This is a genomic window from Serratia sp. LS-1, from assembly GCF_003719595.1.
GTDB lineage: Bacteria > Pseudomonadota > Gammaproteobacteria > Enterobacterales > Enterobacteriaceae > Serratia > Serratia ureilytica.
Map to the genome: position 1 here is coordinate 1,065,714 of NZ_CP033504.1, position 15,434 is coordinate 1,081,147.

The 15,434-nt window shown below is 57.3% G+C and carries 17 protein-coding genes; all 17 read left to right on the forward strand.

Annotated features, from left to right (window positions below; translation table 11 throughout):
• Window positions 1–110: 110 nt before the first annotated feature.
• Window positions 111–908 (forward strand): GPO family capsid scaffolding protein, encoded by a 798-nt coding sequence (locus EDY99_RS05195; RefSeq protein WP_060437273.1) that lies wholly within the window; start codon window positions 111–113, stop codon window positions 906–908.
• Window positions 909–963: 55 nt separating this feature from the next.
• Window positions 964–1,986 (forward strand): phage major capsid protein, P2 family, encoded by a 1,023-nt coding sequence (locus EDY99_RS05200; protein ID WP_047730032.1) that lies wholly within the window; start codon window positions 964–966, stop codon window positions 1,984–1,986.
• Between the two features lie 3 nt (window positions 1,987–1,989).
• Window positions 1,990–2,691, forward strand: coding sequence for a phage terminase small subunit (gene gpM / locus EDY99_RS05205; protein WP_060437272.1), 702 nt, complete (start codon window positions 1,990–1,992; stop codon window positions 2,689–2,691).
• 96 nt (window positions 2,692–2,787) lie between these two features.
• Window positions 2,788–3,240, forward strand: a complete 453-nt coding sequence (locus tag EDY99_RS05210) for a head completion/stabilization protein (RefSeq protein ID WP_047730034.1) — start codon at window positions 2,788–2,790, stop codon at window positions 3,238–3,240.
• Entirely contained in the window at window positions 3,237–3,740 is a 504-nt protein-coding gene (locus tag EDY99_RS05215) for a phage tail protein (protein ID WP_123061532.1), read from the forward strand. The genes EDY99_RS05210 and EDY99_RS05215 overlap by 4 nt, the downstream gene beginning before the upstream one ends.
• A complete protein-coding gene (locus EDY99_RS05220) occupies window positions 3,737–4,447 on the forward strand; it encodes a hypothetical protein (protein WP_123061533.1) in 711 nt (236 codons plus the stop codon). The genes EDY99_RS05215 and EDY99_RS05220 overlap by 4 nt, the downstream gene beginning before the upstream one ends.
• On the forward strand, window positions 4,444–5,568 hold the full coding sequence (locus EDY99_RS05225; protein ID WP_123061534.1) for a DUF2586 domain-containing protein: 1,125 nt from the start codon (window positions 4,444–4,446) through the stop codon (window positions 5,566–5,568). The genes EDY99_RS05220 and EDY99_RS05225 overlap by 4 nt, the downstream gene beginning before the upstream one ends.
• Window positions 5,565–6,020: a DUF2597 family protein gene (locus tag EDY99_RS05230; protein ID WP_047730038.1), complete on the forward strand. Its 456-nt coding sequence runs from the start codon at window positions 5,565–5,567 to the stop codon at window positions 6,018–6,020. The genes EDY99_RS05225 and EDY99_RS05230 overlap by 4 nt, the downstream gene beginning before the upstream one ends.
• Before the next feature lie 9 nt (window positions 6,021–6,029).
• Window positions 6,030–6,332, forward strand: a complete 303-nt coding sequence (locus EDY99_RS05235; protein WP_047730039.1) for a phage holin family protein — start codon at window positions 6,030–6,032, stop codon at window positions 6,330–6,332.
• Window positions 6,319–6,660: a M15 family metallopeptidase gene (locus EDY99_RS05240; protein WP_103681986.1), complete on the forward strand. Its 342-nt coding sequence runs from the start codon at window positions 6,319–6,321 to the stop codon at window positions 6,658–6,660. The genes EDY99_RS05235 and EDY99_RS05240 overlap by 14 nt, the downstream gene beginning before the upstream one ends.
• On the forward strand, window positions 6,660–7,004 hold the full coding sequence (locus EDY99_RS05245) for a hypothetical protein (RefSeq protein ID WP_123061535.1): 345 nt from the start codon (window positions 6,660–6,662) through the stop codon (window positions 7,002–7,004). Before EDY99_RS05240 ends, EDY99_RS05245 begins: the two co-directional genes overlap by 1 nt.
• A gap of 147 nt (window positions 7,005–7,151) precedes the next feature.
• Window positions 7,152–7,421 (forward strand): putative phage tail assembly chaperone, encoded by a 270-nt coding sequence (locus tag EDY99_RS05255; RefSeq protein WP_123061536.1) that lies wholly within the window; start codon window positions 7,152–7,154, stop codon window positions 7,419–7,421.
• A 187-nt stretch (window positions 7,422–7,608) separates the two neighbouring features.
• Window positions 7,609–10,140 (forward strand): phage tail tape measure protein, encoded by a 2,532-nt coding sequence (locus EDY99_RS24760; protein WP_241157687.1) that lies wholly within the window; start codon window positions 7,609–7,611, stop codon window positions 10,138–10,140.
• Window positions 10,140–10,487 (forward strand): DUF2590 family protein, encoded by a 348-nt coding sequence (locus EDY99_RS05270; RefSeq protein ID WP_047730045.1) that lies wholly within the window; start codon window positions 10,140–10,142, stop codon window positions 10,485–10,487. The genes EDY99_RS24760 and EDY99_RS05270 overlap by 1 nt, the downstream gene beginning before the upstream one ends.
• Window positions 10,465–11,649 carry a baseplate J/gp47 family protein gene (locus EDY99_RS05275; protein WP_047730046.1) on the forward strand — a complete coding sequence of 395 codons (1,185 nt, stop codon included), beginning with the start codon at window positions 10,465–10,467 and terminating at the stop codon, window positions 11,647–11,649. Before EDY99_RS05270 ends, EDY99_RS05275 begins: the two co-directional genes overlap by 23 nt.
• Window positions 11,642–12,247 carry a phage tail protein gene (locus EDY99_RS05280; RefSeq protein WP_123061537.1) on the forward strand — a complete coding sequence of 202 codons (606 nt, stop codon included), beginning with the start codon at window positions 11,642–11,644 and terminating at the stop codon, window positions 12,245–12,247. Before EDY99_RS05275 ends, EDY99_RS05280 begins: the two co-directional genes overlap by 8 nt.
• A gap of 5 nt (window positions 12,248–12,252) precedes the next feature.
• Window positions 12,253–15,432 carry a phage tail protein gene (locus EDY99_RS05285; protein ID WP_123061538.1) on the forward strand — a complete coding sequence of 1,060 codons (3,180 nt, stop codon included), beginning with the start codon at window positions 12,253–12,255 and terminating at the stop codon, window positions 15,430–15,432.
• The last annotated feature ends 2 nt before the right edge of the window (window positions 15,433–15,434 follow it).

Here is a 15,434-nt window from a genome sequence, read left to right on the forward strand (position 1 = left end):
AATGTTCGATAAAGGGCTATAACCGAATTATCCAGAATAATGCAGGGTGCGCCGGTGTGTTTAATTGGCAATAATTGATTTGCAGCGTCAGGGGGGGAATCAGGAGGGATATGTCTCATTTAAAAACTGACTGGCTGTGTGTTGCTACCGAAGGGGATACCGTTGATGGGCGGATATTAGAAAGACAATGGATTGTCGATATGGGGGAAACCTACGACATAAACCACTATGCCGCACTGATCTGGCCTGAGCATGAGTGTGACGCCGGTAATTTTGGCGAAGTCCTGGATGCGTTTTGGCAGGATGGGGATGATGGTTTAGCCCGGCTATTTGTCAGTATCTGCCCAAATAGACGTTTGCTTTATGCGAATGAGGAAGGGCAATTACTTTATTTCTCTGTTGAGCCAGAACTTAACTGGCGCGGTGGGGAACGTACTTACCTCAAGGGGCTGGCTGTAACGGATACCCCAGCCAGTATTGGCACCACACGCCTGCGTTTTAGTCGGCGCAACTTAACTAAGAAGGGATATTACAGTTATGTAATTTCCCATGATGGCAAAATTAAGCAGGAAGGAAAGATGAAAAATTGGCAAAAGCTGTTTGGTATTAAACCGAAGTTTGAGGAAGAAACCCCACAAGACGATTCGGCGCAAAACGACGATAAATTACAGGCGTTGGCAAATGCGTTGAACGATCTGGAGGCGCGTGTAGCCACCATTGAAAATCAGCTTAATTCCGTGAAGGAAGACGTGGACACCATTACAGAAGTGGTAGACACGGAAGAGTTTTCAGCTATTCGCGATAACGCGAAAGAAATTGTTAACCGTTTCAATTCCCTGGGTAATGGCGGTAAACGTAATCCAGGCCGTAAACTTCCGTCTAAAGCCGGCAAGTTCAATTACCTGTAATTCTCGCACACATATAACGAGCTATTAATTAATCGCATTGCTGCGAGGGAGTTTTATGTATCTTAATAATGAAGCACGGGATTTACTGGATAAATATTCGGCTGGTATGGCGGCGCATTATGGTGCCCGCGATACCTCCCGTTATTTCTCCATGAATAACCCGCAGGAAATTGCGCTACGCCTGGCGATGCTGGAGTCTGTCGAATTCCTGAACATGCTTAGCTGCATGGACGTTGACCAACTGAGTGGCCAAGTGATTTCGGTGGGTGCTTCCGGTTTGCATACGGGCCGCAGTGAGAACGGGCGTTTTCACAAGCGTGTTGGCGTAGACGGTAATACCTACGATCTGGTTGAAACCGACAGCAGCGCGGATCTGCGCTGGGATCTGCTCTCTGTTTGGGCCAATGCCGGCCAGGAAGAAAACGAGTTCTTTAACCTCGTACAGACGTTTTCTACCCAGGCTTTCGCGCTGGATATGCTGCGCATTGGTTTTAACGGTAAAACCCGCGCCAAGACTACCGACCCCGAAAAGAATCCAAACGGTGAAGACGTAAACATCGGCTGGCATGAGCGCATGAAATCGATGCTGGGCGGTAGACAAATCATGACTGATCCGGTGGTGCTGGATGCGGCCGGCGATTACAAGTCCTTGGATTCAATGGCGCAAGATTTGATTAACGCCAAGATCCCGGAGCAATACCGCAATGACCCGCGCTTAGTTGTGCTTGTCGGTGCCGATTTGGTCGCTGCTGAACAGTACCGCCTGTATCAGGCCGCCGATCGCCCAACCGAAAAAATCGCCGCTCAAATGTTGGGTTCAACAATTGCCGGGCGCACGGCCATTATTCCGCCATTTATGCCGGGTAAGCGCATGGTCGTTACGCCGCTGAAAAACCTGCATATCTATACCCAGCGCAACACCCGTATGCGCAAAGCGGAGTTTGTGGAAGACCGTAAACAGTTCGAAAGCAAATACTTGCGTAATGAAGGTTATGCGGTGGAAGTGCCGGAGCTGTACGCGGCTATCGATGAATCCGCTGTAACGATCGGCAAGGTTAACGAACCTCTGGAGGGCTGATAAATGGCACTTTCTCCCGCCCAGCGCCATAACCAGCGCATTGAGATGGAGCAAAAGCTAAAGCAGAGCCAGGCGCTTGAAAGCACGGAAAGCCTGCACCTGATGATCAGGGCGCTGGAAGCCGATGTTGAGCATGTTCGAAGCCTGCCTTTGATTGCCGATCGTGTTGAGTTTAAGCGCGACGTGTTGTTACCGCGCTGGATGCCAACGGTGGAAGCCTATTTGGCCAGTGGCCAGGTTTATGCAAACCCTGTTTTGGCGTGGTGCGTGATCTGGTTATTCGATGTGGGCGACCTGGATAAGGCGTTGGATCTGGCTGACATTGCGATCGGGCAGCACCAGGCCACGCCGGAGCAGTTGCGTAGCAATTTCCCCACGTTTGTGGCGGATACCATGCTGGCATGGGCGCAAGAGTCGGCGGGGCGCGGGGAAAGTGTTGAGCCGTATTTCTCTCGAACGTTTGAGCGTGTGGCGAACACCTGGCGCTTGCATGAGCAAGTAACGGCGAAATGGTACAAGTTCGCGGGGCTGGAAATGCTGCGCGGTGACGGCGGGCAAAAAACGGCGTCGGGTGTGGATGATGTACAAACGCTGGAAAAAGCCGATCAGCTGCTGGCTACCGCTGAATCGCATTACTACAAAATCGGCGTCAGGACTGCGCGGCAGAACATTGCGGCGCGGATGCGAAAACTGACGCAGGGTTAAAGACTACCGCAAGCCAGGCGGGCGCGGTGGAGGGCAGGCCACGAAAGTGAATCTGCGCCGTGGAAACCGGTCAGCCCGCCCTTTTACGGGGAATTTATGTTTAGCGGAAAGCCGATTGATTACCAGGATGAGCCGCTCAAAAACGCCGGATTTTGGCCGGACTTGAACCTGAAAGATTTCCAGGCGCAGCGGTCATTACCGCCCGATATTGACGCCAACACTATCGCGCAAGCGCTGCTGGCGGCAGTGACGGAAGTTAACGCGGAGCTGGAAACTGTAGAGGCGCGGTGGAGGATGAAAGGTTATCTGGCGGCGGCTGATGTTCCAGGGGTAAGCCTGGGCGACCTTAACGGCCTGTGTGCGCAGTACCTAAAAGCGGTATTCGCCAGGGCGAAAGCCGATCTGTTGGGGGAGTTCGCCACGATTGGGCGTCGTGATAGCCACCCTGGGCAGGAAAGCACGGAAACCCGCGCGGGATTGTTGGCGGAGGCGTCTGTAGTGATCCGCCGCATGAAAGGGCTGAAGCGGGCAACGGTGAAAAAGGTATGAGCAAGTTAGAGACGCTAACCGCGTTCCTCAAGGCCAATTTGCCGGCGCGCGTGGCCAACCTGGAGTTTAACAGCGACATGGAAGAAGTGAGCTTCATCAATGCGCAAAAGGATTTGGGGCTGAACCAATACCAAATGGCAGTGATGGAGTACGAGGCGGTTTTGTCCTGGGGGCGCTTCCCGTATCGCCAATTTGACCCGCGCAACCTGTGCGCGCTGTTGCTGGCCTGGCTGATTGAGAACGCCGACCAGGGGCTAATTGAACAGGGGTTCGAACCGACTTTGCCGGAGCTGGCGATCGTGGTCACGGACGATAAAACCGCGTTGGTGGAAATCGCGCTCAAGATGGCCGAGCCGCTGACGCTGACCCAGGACGAAGAAGGGCTAATCCCTTTCGACGGCAAGCGCTGGCGGTTGGCCGACCCGGAAATTTGGTGGGCCCTGGAAGGGCGGATTTATGGCGTAGATAGCACCGGCGCGCCGATCGGTGAAACACCGTGATTATCAACGGCGAGTTGAGCCGCCCGCAGCTGCGGGCGCTGCGCAAGGAGTTGGCCAAGCTGGAAATGCCCCAGGCCAAACGCCAGCGTCTGCTATGGCGCATGGCCAAATACGGGGTGATAGCCGCGGCTAAGCGCAACGTGCGCAACCAGCAGCAACCGGACGGCACGCCCTGGGAAGGGAGGAAGACCCGGCGACGCGGCAAGATGCTGCGCAACATGCCCAATTTGCTGCATATCCGCGACATGCCAGAGCGGGAGGCCGTAAGGCTTTACCTCCAGGGCGGTGGATACCGCAACGGCAATAAGGCCGTGCCGGCGGGCGTGGTGGGGTTTTCGCAATCGGCAGGTATGCGGGTTTCCATCAAGCGGGAACAGGTGGCCGGCAGGAAAGCCGACACCGAGCGGCAAGCCACGCTGCGCCAGGCTAAGAAGCTGCGCCAGCTGGGTTATCAGGTGAGGCGCGGGAAGCGCTGGCAAAAGCCGCCGCTCAAGGAAATTGTGGGAAATATGTCATTCGCGCAGGCCGGCTTGCTGATCCGCAAGTTGAGCGGCAAGGCGGCCAAAACGGCCTGGACGGTCGATTTACCGTCCCGCCCGTTCCTGGGCATGAGTGACGCGGATTTTAACAAAGCGTTGGCGCGTCAACTCCAGGCAATAGGGTTTGGCTGGAATGTGAAAGCGCAAGACATTAAGGGGAAACAATGAGTTGGCCAACGATTCAGGTTAACCAGATAAACCGGCACCAGGGCGAAACCAAAGAGATCGAGCGGGTATTGCTGTTTGTCGGGGCCGGTAAAACCAATATCGGCAAAACGCTGCCGGTGAACACGCAAACCGATCTGGATGTGCTGTTGGGCGTGGGGGATTCGGTGCTGAAAAGCAACCTCCAGGCCGCCAAGTTGAACGCCGGACAAAACTGGTTCGCGTATGTGCATGTGCTGGCGGAAGCCGACGCCGCCAAGAACTGGCCGGCGGCGGTACTGGCCGCGCAGCGTGTGGCGAGTGTGGAGGGCATCGTTAACTTGGTGCCGGCAACGCTCGATGTAGTGAAGCAGGCGCAGAGCCTGCGGGCGGAGATTATCGCCAAGTCTGGCCGCTGGCAGTGGTTCATTCTGTCGGTGGAATCGCTGCAAAAGGGCGAAGGTTGGGCCGAGTATGTGGGCCGCATCAACGACCTGCAAAAAGGCGTTGCCGAGCCGGCGATCCAGTTGGTGCCGCGTCTGTGGGGCAATGAGCCGGGGGTTTTGGCGGGCCGCCTGTGTAACCGCGCTGTGACGATCGCCGATAGCCCGGCCCGTGTGGCTACCGGGGCGCTGGTCGAAATGGGCAGCACGTCCACACCGGTGGACGGTTCCGGGGAAGTGTTGGAGCTGGCGACGCTCCAGGCGCTGGAGGCAAACCGCTTTAGCGTGCCGATGTGGTATCCCGATTACGACGGCCTTTACTGGTCTGACGGGCGCACCCTGGATGTGGAGGGCGGCGATTTCCAGGCGATTGAAAGCCTGCGCGTGGCGGATAAGGCGGCGCGCCGTGTGCGACTGCTGGCAATTCCTAAGATTGCCGATCGGTCACTGAACAGCACGCCAACCAGCATTGCGGCGCACCAACAGTATTTTGCCAAGACGCTGCGAGAAATGGCGCGCAGTACGCAGATTAACGGCGTGACGTTCCCCGGCGAAGTCAAAGCGCCGCTGGAGGGGGATGTGCAAATTACCTGGCGCACCTCCACCAAGGTGGAAATTTACCTGGTGATCCGTACCTACGAATGCCCGAAAGGCATCACGGTTAGCCTGATGTTGGATAACTCGCTGGAGGGCGCGGCATGACAAAACGAATTTCTGGCCAGTCGGTTGATTTCAATATGGACGGTGATTTAGTCCATGCGGAAAAAGTAAGCCTGAGCATTACCGACAACACCGCCGCAGCCCAAACGGGCGGCGTGCCTGATGGCTGGGTTTCCGGCGACGTGGCCGCCGAGGGGGAAATGGAGCTAAGCACCAAATCCCTGGCGCAGGTGACCGCCAAGGCGCGGGCCGCCGGCAGCTGGCGCGGCATCCCGCCGATTGATCTGATGTGGTACGCCAAGGCCGGCGGGGAGGAGCTGAAAGTTGAGGCGTTCGGCTGCAAGCTGATTTTGAGTGACATTCTGGATGTTGATCCGAAGGGCGGAAGCATCATGACGCACAAGATTAAGTTTGTGGTGACGGACGCGGATTTTGTGCGCCTGGGCGGCATTCCTTACCTGGAAGCGGAAGTGACGCAGAACCTGATCGGGTAAGGGATAGAGATGCAGGAGCATGAGAAAAATATTCTCTGGTTGTTGATGTTGGGGGCGGTGATCGCCGTGGGGCAAGTCCTGAGCAGCGAGGAACCCATTACCCTGCGGTTGTTTGTCGGGCGCATCGTGTTGGGATCGGCCACCTCGATGGCGGCGGGAGCCGCGCTTATCTGGGTGCCGGGGCTGTCGCCGCTGGCGATAGTGGGATTAGGGGCCGCGTTGGGCATCGCCGGCCACCAGGCTGTTGAGCTGTGGTTACGCCGTAAGGGAAGTAATCTTTTGAAAGGGAAAGGAAAATATGACTCTGAGTGAAAAACAGCAGCTGTTTACCGCCTTGATTGGCCAGCTGATCACCTGGGCCGGCGATCATGGCTACCGGCTGACGTTCGGCGAAGCCTACCGCACGCCTGAGCAGGCCGCGCGCAACGCCAAGACCGGCGCAGGCATCGCCAATAGCCTGCATACGCAGCGCCTGGCGGTGGACTTCAACCTGTTTATTAACGGCGTGTACCAGACCCAAACCGAGGCATATACACCGCTCGGCGAGTATTGGGAAAGCCTGGGCGGTGCCTGGGGTGGCCGCTTCAAAGACCGCCCGGACGGCAACCATTTTAGCCTGGCGCACGATGGGCGGCGCTGATGGCCAAGGGGGCATGGTTGGGCCTGCTGGCCCTGGTGGCCAGCTTTGCCGGCGGCTGGCAGGCCAATGGCTGGCATCGGGATAGCCTGGCGTTGGCCGTAGACCGGGCCGCGCAGCGGGCCGGGGAGGAATCCCGCCAGGCATCGGAGAACGTGGCCAGCCGTTCGGCCCGGCAGTTGGAAAGCAAGCTGGAGGCGTTGCGCGATGCTCAACCAAAAGAGATCCGCACCGAAGTGGTTAAGCCGGTATTTACCCGCGTTTGTGTGTCTGATGAGTTTGTCAGGATGTACAACGACGCCGCAGATAAAGCCGAACGTGCCATTTCAGGAAAGTTTGCTCGTTAAATGCCCGGAGCAATTACCCAGGATAAACGGGGTAACCGGTAAAGATGTTAGCGAGCCGTTATTAACCTATTTAGATATTTATCCGCTGTGCGCCGCGCGGCATAACCAATTAGTAGACGAAATAAATCAACGTAAGGAATTACAGCAATGAGCAAAGCAGAAAATAAAATCACTTTGACTATCCAGGGCAAAGACGTGGCTTTTGAGCCAAACACCACGGCCTATAACAGCCTGATTAACGATATGGCGATGGATAATAAAGTCGCCCCGCATGTGACCTATTTGCGCCGTATCGTTGCGGCGGAAAGTAAAACCGATCTGGATGAGCTGCTTAAACTGCCTGGCGCTGCATTGCAAATCGCGGAAGCGGTAAACGCGAAATATGCGCCGAAACTGGAAATTGAAGTAAAAAACTAACCAACCGGCTGCGGGCTATTGATAACAATTTCATTGAGCAAGCGCTAACGCTGCGGCGTTATTACTTGCCGGCTGAAAATGATAGCTCTGAGAACTTAGCCCGCGCCATTTGGCTGGATAACCGGCATTGGGAAAATATGCGCGTGGCCACCGCAAACGGCATTTCTTTGGCATTTAAAGGCGAATAATGAAACAGCTAGATTTTACCCTGAGCCTGATCGACAAACTGACGCGGCCCCTGAAACAGGCCCAGGCATCGGTTACCGGTTTCGCGGAAAAATCGCAAGCGGCCTTTGGCAAGATTGCCGTGGGTGGAGCCGGGTTGGTCGGCGTTGGGTTGTCGATTAAGGGCGCGTTAGGCCCAGCTATCGAGATCACCGACGCGCTGAACGCGGCGGCCACGAAAGGGATTGATGACAGCACCTTGCAGAAGGTGGCGGGCGATGCGCTGGCCTTTGCCGCCAAATATGGCAAGTCGTCGGTGGACTTTATCACGTCTACCGAAGCGATCCGCAGCCAGGTGGGATTGCTGACCAACCAGGAGTTGCCTGCGTTTGCCGTGGCGACCAATACCCTGGCAGCGGCCACGAAAGCCAGCGGCGCAGAGGCGGCGGAGTACATGGGCAGCATGTACAACAAATTCAGCAGCTACGCCGAGAAGATGGGCCGCGTGAACTTCGCCGAGCAACTCGCCGGCAAAACGGCCTACATGGTCAAAGCCTTTGGCACCAACATGGGGGCGATCTCTGACCTGATGGAGGGCGCCAGGGGCGTGGGGGCAAACTACGGCGTCGGCATCGATGAGCAGTTAGCCGTGATGGGGCAACTTGAGCGCACGTTAGGATCGGAAGCCAGCAGCGTTTACGAGTCGTTTTACCAGACGGCCCAGGACGGGGCCAAAAAGCTGGGGATGAGCTTTGTTAACGCGGCGGGCGGCATGGTCAGCTTGCCGGAAATGCTGGAGAAATTACAGGCGCGCTACGGCAAAAGCATAGAGGGGAACCTCAAGGCGCAAGCCGCGCTGGATGATGCTTTTGGCGATTCGTCGGTACTGATTAAGCAGCTTTACGGCAATGTGGATCTGCTGAAAAGGCACATTACCGAACTGGGCAGCAATGACGGCATGAAGCGCGCCACGGAAATGGCGGAGCGCATGGCCAATCCGTGGGAACGGCTTACCGCGATCTGGTATTCCATCCGGGCGGCGATGGGGTTAACGCTGTTGCCGGTGCTCTATCCGCTGATTAACAAAATGGCGGACGCGGGGCAAACCCTGGTGCGTTGGTTGAAGCTGTTCCCCAACCTGGCGCGGGCCATTGGCCTGGCGGTGCTGGCGTTCCTGAGCCTAGCGGCGGTGGGGGCGATAGCCAACCTGGCGATCGGCGTCCACATGTTCCTGATGCTGGGGTTACGCAACCTGCTGGGGCCGGTGGCCAAATTGCTGGGCCTCAATCGCCTGGCCATGCTGGCCGGCGGCGCGGCCACGGCGGTGTTTAACCGTGGCCTGGTGATGCTGCGCGCGGGCCTGCTGGCGGCGTCGATTGCCGCCCGCACCGGTGCGGTGTCGTTCCTGCTGATGAGCTGGCCGATCGCGCTGTTGGTGGCCGCTATCGGTGCCGTGGTGGCGGCGGTGTGGATGTTCTGGAAGCCGATTAAGGCGTTTGTGTCCGGGTTTATTGCAGGCTTTAAAGAGGCCGCGGGCGCGCTGTCACCCTTTGCCGGCGCGTTTGACCTGGTGAAGCGGGCGGCGGCTGGGGTATGGGATGCGATTAAGACGCTGTTTGGCTGGTTCGTTAACCTGCTAACCCCTGTCCAGAGCACGGCGGCGGAGCTGCAAGCCGTCACCACTGCCGGCCAGCTGTGTGGCCAGATCGTTGCCGGCGCGATCGGCTTGTTGCTGTCGCCGATTGAGCTGGTGATCAAGACGGTCGGCCACTTGTTCGATGCGTTCGGCATCGTTAAGCAAGGCTGGCTGGACGTGGTGGCCGCGTTTGATCCGTCCTCGCCGATTGAATCATTTATGACGATTGGCCGTGTGGTATCGGGCGTATTTACCAAACTGTGGGGCGTGTTCCGGTCTGCGTTTGCCGACACCTACAACTGGATCATCGACAAAATCAACATGCTGCCGGGCGTCAGTATTGACCCCATGCATGTGGATGTGGTGCCGACGGTGACCGAGCCCCAGGGAATGGTAAACGTGCCGCCGGTGACGGTGCCGGCGATTGATGCGGGCGCGTTGCCCACGGGCCTGGCCACGTTGGAGGGTAGCAGCGCATTGCCGGCAGCGGCCCAGGCTGTGGCAGTGGCCCCGGTGGCGGTGCCACAACCTGCGCCGGCGCTGATGCCGGCGGCGGGGGCGCGCAAAACGCTGATTGAGGATGTGCGCGATCCTATCGTGGTGCCCAGGGCGATGCAGGGGACGGCGGCGACGCCCGCACCAAAGGTGCCGGTGGTGAAGGTGCCGCAGCCCCCGGCGCAACAGGTGCAGGTGCTGGCCCAGGTGCAGACCGAGAAAAGCGCGCCGCCACCGCCCGCGCCGGATAAGTTGCTAAGCGGCGGCAGGTTAAAAGGAATTGGCCCCGGTGGGATTAATAAGGAAATTAACAATAATTCCCGAACCGTTACCGACAACCGTAAAAATATTGAGAACGTCCATATTAACGTTAAGCAGGGTATGACGCCCGAGCAGCTAATGGAATGGCAGGAATTAAGTTAATGAGCGAACCCCTTTATATAGACCTGCTAATTGAAAATGGCGATTTCTCGCTAAATACAGGCCGGGAGCCGGTGTTATGTCATAACCGGGTAAGCATTGGGCAAGATTGTGTCCATGCCATTTTAGAAAGTGGATTGGTCACGCAATTAGTGGCGGAAAGAAGTCCAACGCTTCGCGCTGACGTCATTATGCAAATGGTGTTGTTGCTGGAAGATGATACGCGAATTATTCCGGGCACGGTCGTGATTAGCGAGGAAACGTTAAAACGGCTTTGGGTGACCGCAGAAACTTATGATTTCGGCAAAGTGGAGGCCAGCGTTAATTATGACAATGAAACCGCAGGTTGATTACGAGAAAGCCTTAACAGAAAGCGGAATGCCAATTACCACGGAGCAAGTTAATTCCAAATTTAACGAGCTGGTGACCGCCGAAGGGTTAATTACCAATACGTCAAAAATGTCGCCGTTTTGGCGACTTATCCAGGCAATTATTACCGCCCCGGTAATGTGGTTAAAAGATGTTCTGGTGTCGGTCGTCATGGCCAACATGTATTTGGCCACCGCCGGCGGCACCTGGCTGGAAATGTTCGCCTGGGGCGTCAACGTGAAGCGTAAGCCGGCGACGGCAGCGGAGGGCGTTTTTCGGTTCGACAAGGAAAACGCCAGTGTCATGGTTACGATCCCCGCCGGCACGGTGGTACAAACCGAGCGGCTTAACGGCCATGTTTACAGCGTGGCGGTGGTGAAGGAAACCACGCTGGCCGCCGGCACCGCCGGCGGGCTGGTGCCGGTGAAAGCGACCGAGCCAGGCGGCGCGCATAACCTGGCCCCCGGTTACTACCGGATTTTACCCCAGGCGGTGCCGGGCATTGTGCGGGTGGAAAACGAGGAGGGCTGGTTGCTGGCCCCCGGCGCTGACCAGGAATCCGACGACGATTTACGGGACAGGGCGCGCAACCAATACAACCTGGCGGGCAACTATCACACGGATGCGGTTTACCGCAGCATGATCGCCAGCGTCGCCGGGCTGAGTATCGACCGAATTTTTTTCCAGCACGACGCCCCGCGCGGGCCAGGAACGGCAAATGCCTATCTGCTGCTGGATTCCGGCGTGGCCTCGCAGCCGTTTATTAACGCGGTCAATGATTACATCACGAACAAGGGGAACCACGGCCACGGCGATGATATGCAGTGTTTCGCCATGCCGGAAACCCAACACAACCTGGCCGTAACGCTGTTTGTGGAGAACAAAGCCAACTTTACGGCGGATGCGCTGGCCGCGCTGACGCGAAACAGCGAAACCCTGATCCGCTGTGCGTTCCGGCAAAACGCCGAGTACGACGTAAAGAAAACCTGGCCTTATGCGCGTTTCTCGTTTTCGAACCTGGCCAGGGAGTTACACCGTGCTTTCCCCGAGCTGGAATCTATCGCGTTTTCCCTGGGCGATATTGTTAGCGAGCTGAACGTGCCGCGTTTGAAAACCTTGAAACTGGAGGTTGCCGATGCCTGATTTTAAAGAACGCCTGGCGGGGATGCTGTTGCCGTCCTGGATGAATCGCGGGGAGCCGGCCAAGCTGCTGCGCGCCTGCCGCAATTTCTGGTTGTGGGTGCATGGCTGGCTGACCTGGCCGCTGAAACAGCTGGATGCGGCCACCTGCGCGGTGCCGTTGCTCCAGGTGCTGGCGTACCAGCGCGATATTACCCGCTTCAACGGGGAGCCGCTGGAGCTGTTCCGCAAGCGCGTGCAGTACGCCTTTATCAACGCCCGCGATGCGGGATCGGTGGCCGGCTTTATCGCCATTTTTGAGCGCCTGGGCGTGGGCTATGTGGAAATCCTGGAGCGCCAGCCGGGCATAGATTGGGACGTGATCAGCGTCCGTGTGACCGATGGCCAGGTGGCCAGTAATCCCGATCTGCTGATGCAGGTTATCCGGCAGTATGGCCGCACCTGTCGCCGCTATCGATTTGAAGTGATTAACAATTCTGTCCTGCAATTACGCGCTGGCTGGGTGGGATGTGAATACGTGACTTACAGCGCCGCCAGCGCGGCGGTCAGTACCAATAACCAACATTCCGCCACCGTGGCGAGCGCAACACTGAAAGGATAATCAACATGTCACAAACCGCGATCACCTTTGCCTTTGAGCAATGGAAAGCAAAAGAAGCTGTGAACGTTTCCCGCGTGGTGCTGGATGAGTTCGTTTTCGCCAACGTGCCGGGCCTCGATGCCGGTAAGCCGATTGACCGCAAAGAAGGGATGCCGCCGGCGGGCCAGATTGTGCACCGCCAGGCAGTGAACAAAACCGGCGTCGTGAACAACAATGCCGTGGTGTATTCGGTCACCCTGGGCACCGAGGTGGGCGATTTTGACTTCAACTGGATTGGCTTGGTGAACAAGGCCAGCAACACGGTGGCGATGATTGTTCATGCGCCGACGCAACGCAAGGTGGCCAATCATGCCGGCCAGCAGGGCAACGCGATCACCCGCTCCTTTGTGATGGAGTATGACGGCGCGGCCAGCGAGACGGCGATCACCACGCCGGCGGAAACCTGGCAGATCGACTTTACCGCGCGCCTGGGCGGCATCGATGAGATGCAGCGCCTGATTAACCGCGATCACTACGGTGCCGGCGCGTTCTTTGGTAATGGGTTCCTGGTGGCCAAGGCCGGCGCGCAGTATTTCGTGACCGCAGGCACCGGCTATGTGGGCGGGCTGCGCGCGGTGCTGGCGGCCAACCAAAACATTACCGTGACGGCCAAGCCTATCAAGGTGTGGGTTGATGTGAGTTTACAGGGCAACGTGGTAAGCCAGTGGGCGGCGGCGGTGAAATTCACCGTTGCGGCCACTGCGGCGGATTACACGGATAACGCCGGCTTTAAGCACTATGTGTTTGCGGTGGCCAGTATCGACGCCGCCGGCAACATTACCGACCTGCGCCCGCAAGGTTCCCTGTCCGACCAGGCCGGCAATGATGCCTATTTGCGCAAGGATGATAACTTGGCCTCCCTCAAGGACAAGGCGAAAAGCCGGGGGAGTCTGGGCCTGGGCACCGCCGCCACGCGCAACGTGGGCGTAGAAGGTGGCAATGTGATGGAGGTCGGGGCGTTTGGCCTGGGCATGGGTGCCCGGCATCGTGATGATGCTTACTGTAACCAGGGCGAAATCTACCGGTTAAACAACACCTCGAAAAATGCCCCCGGCAATCAGGTTTATGGCGTCTTAAGTCTGCCGTGCGACGGTGGCCCGTCAGGCGGCTATCTGGCGGTGCAGAATAACGCTGATGCTTTTATCGGTCGGTCGAATATTCCCGATAACGGGGTGACCTGGTTCCAGGTTTACACCACGCGATTTAAGCCGAAAGCGCAGGATGTGGACGCGGTATCGGCCACGCTGGGCGGCGAGTTCAAGAAGGAAATCCAGGCATCCGGCGGCGTGACGGTGGCAAATAGCTGGAGTTCTAAGCCGGGCGGGCTTTTCCCTGGGAACGGGGATGGGGCCAGCTATGAAACCTGCAATGTGGATGTGAAAAGTTGGTATGGCCTTGGCTTTTTCAACACCTGCAAAGGGGAAGGGATCCAGGGGCGCACGGCGTTTTTGAACGTGCGCACCGGGTCATTCTCGGCCAAGGGGCGGATCACTGGCGCATCCGTGTGGGATGGTAACGCCCGCGTTTACTCGCCGGCGAATAAGCCCACGGCGGCGGATGTTGGTGCGCTGACTGATGCCCAGGCGGCGCAGAAATATGCCCTGCGCTCTATCCGCGTGAACGGTAAGCCGCTGACCGGTGACGTTAACTTGTTGGCGTCGGATGTGAACGCCTGGAACAAGACCGAGGCAGACGGGCGTTTTGTTAAACAGGCCGGCGACACCATGATCGGGCCGCTGACGGTGCCGCGCATTGTATTTCCTGATGGGGCTACGGGGAACGCGGATAGCGATGTGAACCGCCCCAACGGATTTACCGTTGAATCGTTGGCGGAGGTCACCCATAAGGGGTATCCGGTGCCGGGTGGCATGGGGGTTTTGTTTACCGGTAAGGCAAACGAGTTTCGCAACGTGCAATTTTTGGTGGGGTCGGGTGACCGCTCTTTCTACCTGCGATCCATGCGGAAAGATAGCCCTGGCTCTACTGAGTGGGCGCGGGTGTACACCACGGACTACAAACCGACAATTAGCGATGTGAAGGCCGCCGACCACAGCAATAACTTTGCTGCGCGGATGGGGGTTGCCCGTGTGCTTACCGGGGCAGAAAAGCCGACGTCTCCAGGCGTATGGAGCGTGGAAAATAGCTCTTGGACGCCTGTTGCGTGGGGAACGCTGTATGTGACTACCAACGGCACCAATTTAAGCACGGCCTCCGGTAACGGGAAATTTATCCACTATCTGTTTATCGCCCACGGCAGCGCGAACAAGTTCTATGTTGCAACGGATGTGAACGGCGGATTCACCGGCTGGGAAAGCTATCTAACCAGGAAAGGCGGCCAGCTTTCGGGAACGTTGACGAGCAGTGCCGAAATTACGGCGAAATATCTGTCAACGCCAACGGGCGCACCTCCAGAAGGGAGCGGCGCGTTTTCCTCGCAACTCGACACCAAAGCCCCTTTCTATCAGGAAAATTACAATTGGGATGTTGTCGAGGGTGGCCGCTATGTCCCGTTGGTCAAAGGCAAAAGCACCCGAAAAGGGCAGGGTTACCCAACCGCTGTTAGCTTTGGCTATCTGATGGATGGGGCAGGCAGCTTTGCTAAGCCCTGCATTCATGTGCGGGGGGATAACAACGCAGAGGCTATCTGGCGGTTTGATCCGAACACTAAGCAGTTTGTGGCCCCCGGTAATTTGTATGCAGGCGGAGCCGCCTATCAGGTTGATGGCAATATCAGTGGCTCTATCTGGGGCGGTTATCTCAGCAACTGGTTGAACCAGAACTTTAACGGCCGCGTTGATTGGGGGACGTACAACCGTGATGTTGGGGCCAGGGCAACTATTGACTATGTAAACAGCCGTTCAGCTGTTGCCGGCGGCCGCAATGCCTGGTGGTACAAGGACGAGGTGACGGGGTTCATTATTCAAGGCGGGGTGGTTAACCGAGTGGACTATGTAAACCGTGTCGGTTTCCCACGCGCTTATGTGCGGGAGTGCTTCGGTGTGCAACTGACGTTGGCCAGTTCCAATGGGAATTGGTTCGGCGATAGTCGGGTCAATATCCAGGGGCGGGATCTGGATAACAACGGGTTTAATGCAATGATGGATGGTCAAGAACAGGTCGTGTTTTGGCAATCGGTGGGGGTGTAACG